This window comes from Cetobacterium sp. ZWU0022, assembly GCF_000800875.1.
In the GTDB taxonomy this organism is placed as follows: Bacteria; Fusobacteriota; Fusobacteriia; order Fusobacteriales; family Fusobacteriaceae; genus Cetobacterium_A.
Window position 1 is genome coordinate 1 of sequence record NZ_JRJZ01000038.1, and the last position, 4626, is coordinate 4626.

Here is a 4626-nt window from a genome sequence, read left to right on the forward strand (position 1 = left end):
TAATTTGAAAAAAGTATCTTTCCTATTAAACTTTATTAGTTACTAGCTGAGTAGTTACTATTTGGATATGAAAAAAAGAAGAGATTTAAAAAATCTCTTCTTTAAAAGAATCTTAGTTAGCTTTTTCAGCGTAAACTGAAACTTGCTTCTTGTCTCTTCCTAATCTCTCGAACTTTACGTATCCATCGATTAATGCGAATAGAGTATGATCTTTTCCACATCCCATGTTGTTTCCAGCGTGGAATTTGTTTCCTCTTTGTCTAACGATGATGTTTCCAGCTTTTACAACCTCTCCATCATACTTTTTAACTCCAAGGTAATTTGGATTAGAATCTCTTCCGTTCTTAACAGAACCTTGTCCTTTTTTCTTCGCAAATAATTGTATATTTAATGTAAATAGCATCTAAATTTCCTCCTTCTCTACAAGCTTTATGTGTTTAGGATAACCCTTAGATAGTTCTTTCAACATTAATACCATTGTATCTAATAATACATGAACTTCCTTTTCCTTATGAGAAAAATCCATTCCTCTCATATCAACGTCTAAGTACCCATCAGAGTCAATTTCGAATTTTGGAGTAATATCCAAAATCTCTTGCAATCCTCCTAAAGGAAACTGCATCGCCATCGAAATAGCTGCACAAACAATATCTTGTCCGTACTCTGCATATTCTGCATGACCATTGGCTCTGTATCTAACTACTTTGCCACTTTTTTTAAATACTTCAATCTTTGTCATAAATTAATTATGCGTTGATTGCTGTAACTTTGATCTCAGTGAAAAGTTGTCTGTGACCTTTCTTTCTGTGATATCCAGTTTTTGGCTTGTATTTGAAGTTAACAACTTTTGCTCCTTTACCTTGAGCTACAACCTCTGCTACTACTTTAGCACCTTCAACAACAGGAGTTCCAACTTTAACCTCTCCATTGTTTGATACTAAAAGAACATCCGTTAATTCTACAGTTGTGTTAACTTCAGCATTTAGTTTTTCAACTCTTAATACTTCACCTACTGCAACTTTGTACTGTTTTCCTCCAGTTTTTATAACTGCGTACATTCTAACACCTCCAAAAGTATAAAGATCGCTAGATTCGGTTGCTGACGACCTTATCCAAGCTTAATCTACTGTATATATTATCATTTTTTTTATTATTTGTCAACTTATTTTATTTATGCCATTCTTGTGAAGTTGGCGAACCATTTCTAAAGATAGTAACTTTTTCTAACTCACCTTTTTGTGTGAAATATCTCCATTCACCATTTGCTAAGCCATTTGCAAGTCTTCCTTTTTCTCTAACTTGTCCATTATCCCAATAAGCTACCCATTCACCATTTCCACCTTTAAAGTCCTCTTGATAAACCATTTTACCTTTATTATCATACCAACTCATCGGTCCTGATACTCTTCCACCTGAATAAGTTATCTTCGAACGAATATTCCCGTTATTTCTGTAATAAGTTTCTTGGACTCCACTTTTCACTCCATCTACATATGGTTCTTTCATTCCTACTCTTCCTGCTTCTGAATACCAAATTTTATATCCATCCAATTTACCATCTTTGTACTCTTCAACATAGTGTTTATGAACACCTACTACCGCTGCAAATGATCCCGTAAACGGTGTTGTTGAAGAACCATTATATACCAATTTATTTCTTACTTGTTTTTTCGATATATTAACTTGATCTACTCCATTTAATTTTACTTCTGTTATTGCATTTTCAGCTAACGATACATTTTGACCTGTATGAATTATATCTGTTTGAGGTATAAAATCACCCTCAGATATTGTAGAAATAGTTACATCATAAGCTTCTTTAGGAACCGTTGGTAACAATATACGCTCCTCTTCACTTTGTCTTTTCTCTAAAGGAGTACATCCAATTAATGTTAATAATATTACACCTACTACAAGTTTCATTTTTTTCATATTATACTTCTCCTAATAAGATTTTTTATAAAAAATAAAGCCAAGGAATTTTTTAAAATTTCTTGACTCTTTCTTCTTTTTTAATAGGCATTAAGTAAGCCGGGTTTTGTATTTGTCAATCATTTATCTAGAGCTATAATTGCTTATAGCTTCAAGCAACTTACCCTGAGAGAGGACGAGCAACCCCTATTTCTCTCCTATTTAGTCTTGCTCCAAAGGGGGTTTACCTAGCTTCTTTAGTCTCCTAAAGAACTGGTGGTCTCTTACACCACCTTTTCACCCTTACTACATAAAGTAGCGGTCTATTTTCTGTGGCACTTTCCTTAAAGTTTCCTTTAGTAGCCGTTAGCTACCCTTTTGCTCTATGGAGCCCGGACTTTCCTCTTGCTAATGCAAGCGATTAACCCTAATACCTATTTTTTATTAAACTTATATTTTTTCTTTTTTCTTTTTACCTGTATTATTCTAATAGATAATAGTAAAATTGTCAATACAATTCCTAAAAATACTTTAGTACCTAATGACAACTGTTCTAATTCCTTACTATCTTCTTCGTTTTGAGATGAAGCTACAAATATCTCTTGTAAGCCTTCAACTAAATTTGTCGCTACAACAGTTTCATCTTTTTCTGCTGCAAACTCCTCTACATTTGTTAAAAGAAGTGTTAAATCAGATGAGATTTCATCAGGATTTAAATCTTGAGAGATCTTCAATTGAACTTTCAATATTCCATTTTCACTCTCTTTATTTTTTATTAAATTTATAATCACTGTTTTTTCTTGCTCTTCTGCTTCAAACCCTTCGTTTTCTTCTAACGTATTTAAATATAGTTTTTTTCCTGTTTCTTTTTGAAATGTTTCAACTAAAGTTGTTAAATTAGTTTTATTCTCTTCAGAAAAAACATTTCTATAATCATTTATTTTTCCAAGGACCAAAGTCGAAAGAAATAATGCACCTAATGTTACTTTTTTTAGCATTCCTATGTTCTCCTTACATTTTTTCAAAAACTGGGCCATCATTAAAAATTGTTATATCTATTTCAAACTCTTTTTTCAGTATATCTTCTAATAAGTTTGAAAAAACCCATTCACTTTCAAAATGTCCAATATCAATCAGACTAAAGTTTTCCTCTTTTGCATCCATGGCTTCATGATATTTTACATCTCCTGTAATTAGAACTCCCGCTCCTAATTTCTTAGCTTTTCTCCAGTACGATGCTCCAGAACCACTTACTAAAGCTATTTTTTTTATCTCTTTTTGCTCATTTGCTTTCACTACAGTTATACTATTTAACTCTAATTTTTCTTTCAATATTTCTGATATTTTTTCAAGAGATAAAGCCTCATCTAGTTTATACACTCTACCAATTCCATATTCAATTCCATTTTTTTCTAAAGGATCTAATATAACTCCATTTTTCAATTTCAATATATTTTCTCCTAAAAAATCATTTAATCCATGTTTTGAAGAATCTAGATTTGTATGCATAGAATAAACTGAAATTTTATTTTCAATTAATTTTATTATTTTTTTTCCTGTTAATGTATCACCAGTAATATTTTTTAATGGTTTAAATATCATTGGATGATGAGTTATAATTAAATTAGCTCCAACTTCAATAGCTTTATCTATGACCTTCTCAGTTAAATCTAAAGCTAAAAGTATTCCATCTATCTTAGAATCTCTTTTTCCTACCAATAATCCAACATTATCCCACTCTTCTGCTAAAGATCTTGGGAATTTTTCTTCTAAAAAATTTACAAGTTTACTTAACTTCATATTTTTAAGCTTCTTCCTCCTCCTAAAGATATTTTAGTTAAAGCCTCTTCAAATAAGTGCTCTCCCTCTCCTCTTTTTAAATCTAAAGCATTTTCTATCTCAAATAAAGACTCTCTTTTTTCTCCTACTAATCCATAGTATCTTTTAAGTATCTCTTCCTCTGTATGAGATATTTTTTTAGGAACAGATGTATAATCTAATTTTTGAAGTTCATTTATCTTCTCTTCTATAATTTCTGATCTCTCTTCCGAAGGAATAGCTTCTACTTCCTCATCCTCTTCTAATTCAGCAACTATCTCATGCTCTAAAACTTCCTCTTTTCTCTTCAAGAAGTAACCTCTATACATATGTTTCTCTGTTTCTACTCTTTCGTCAACAAATAATAGCATCTCTCTTCTAACCCATAATTTAATATACTCTAACAGCTCACCATTCGAAGGTCTATACTCATCTAAAGCTTTGATTACTCCTATGCTTCCCTCTTGAATTAAATCTAAATAGTCTATTCCAGCAATCAGATAATCAAAAGCTATATTTGCAACTTCTCTTAGATTTCCCTCTGTTAATGCATGAAGACTCTCCTCTTCGTCTAATGTTTCTAATAATCTTTCTATATCTTTCTTTTCTAACGGTTGTATATATGAAATCTCTTCTAAGTATTCACCTACAATTCCTTCTACAACATAACTATTATCTTCAACTTTTTCTTCTTTTCTAACATCTATACTATCTAACTCTAATTTTAATCCTGGATTCTCTTTTAAAAATTTTATAAACTCTTTATCTTCAACACAATTTGTTAATATCTCTTTTTCAAATACTTTTACTTTCATTATTTCCCCTTTACTTTATTAAGTTTCTGTTAACTTAAAATTTATTGAAACTACTCCAATCCTTTGAGGTATAATAGTTATT

Annotated in this window: 7 protein-coding genes and 1 other RNA gene; all 8 read right to left on the reverse strand. The window is 31.0% G+C overall.

The annotated features are described in order from the left end of the window. Positions 1-112: 112 nt before the first annotated feature. Positions 113-403: a 50S ribosomal protein L27 gene (gene rpmA, locus L988_RS03135; RefSeq protein ID WP_023049937.1), complete on the reverse strand. Its 291-nt coding sequence runs from the start codon at positions 401-403 to the stop codon at positions 113-115. Next, a complete protein-coding gene (locus L988_RS03140; protein WP_047381506.1) occupies positions 404-739 on the reverse strand; it encodes a ribosomal-processing cysteine protease Prp in 336 nt (111 codons plus the stop codon). A gap of 7 nt (positions 740-746) precedes the next feature. Beyond that, positions 747-1058 (reverse strand): 50S ribosomal protein L21, encoded by a 312-nt coding sequence (rplU, locus tag L988_RS03145; protein WP_047381508.1) that lies wholly within the window; start codon positions 1056-1058, stop codon positions 747-749. 109 nt (positions 1059-1167) lie between these two features. Next, on the reverse strand, positions 1168-1932 hold the full coding sequence (locus L988_RS03150) for a toxin-antitoxin system YwqK family antitoxin (RefSeq protein WP_047381509.1): 765 nt from the start codon (positions 1930-1932) through the stop codon (positions 1168-1170). 79 nt (positions 1933-2011) lie between these two features. Then, positions 2012-2349: RNase P RNA component class A (gene rnpB, locus L988_RS13210), an RNA gene on the reverse strand. Beyond that, positions 2346-2909, reverse strand: coding sequence for a hypothetical protein (locus tag L988_RS13205; protein ID WP_052191659.1), 564 nt, complete (start codon positions 2907-2909; stop codon positions 2346-2348). The genes rnpB and L988_RS13205 overlap by 4 nt, the downstream gene beginning before the upstream one ends. A 13-nt stretch (positions 2910-2922) precedes the next feature. After that, complete coding sequence (locus tag L988_RS03160) at positions 2923-3711, reverse strand: Nif3-like dinuclear metal center hexameric protein (protein ID WP_047381510.1); 789 nt, start codon at positions 3709-3711, stop codon at positions 2923-2925. Beyond that, positions 3708-4544 carry a sigma-70 family RNA polymerase sigma factor gene (locus tag L988_RS03165; protein ID WP_047381511.1) on the reverse strand — a complete coding sequence of 279 codons (837 nt, stop codon included), beginning with the start codon at positions 4542-4544 and terminating at the stop codon, positions 3708-3710. Before L988_RS03165 ends, L988_RS03160 begins: the two co-directional genes overlap by 4 nt. Positions 4545-4626 lie beyond the last annotated feature (82 nt).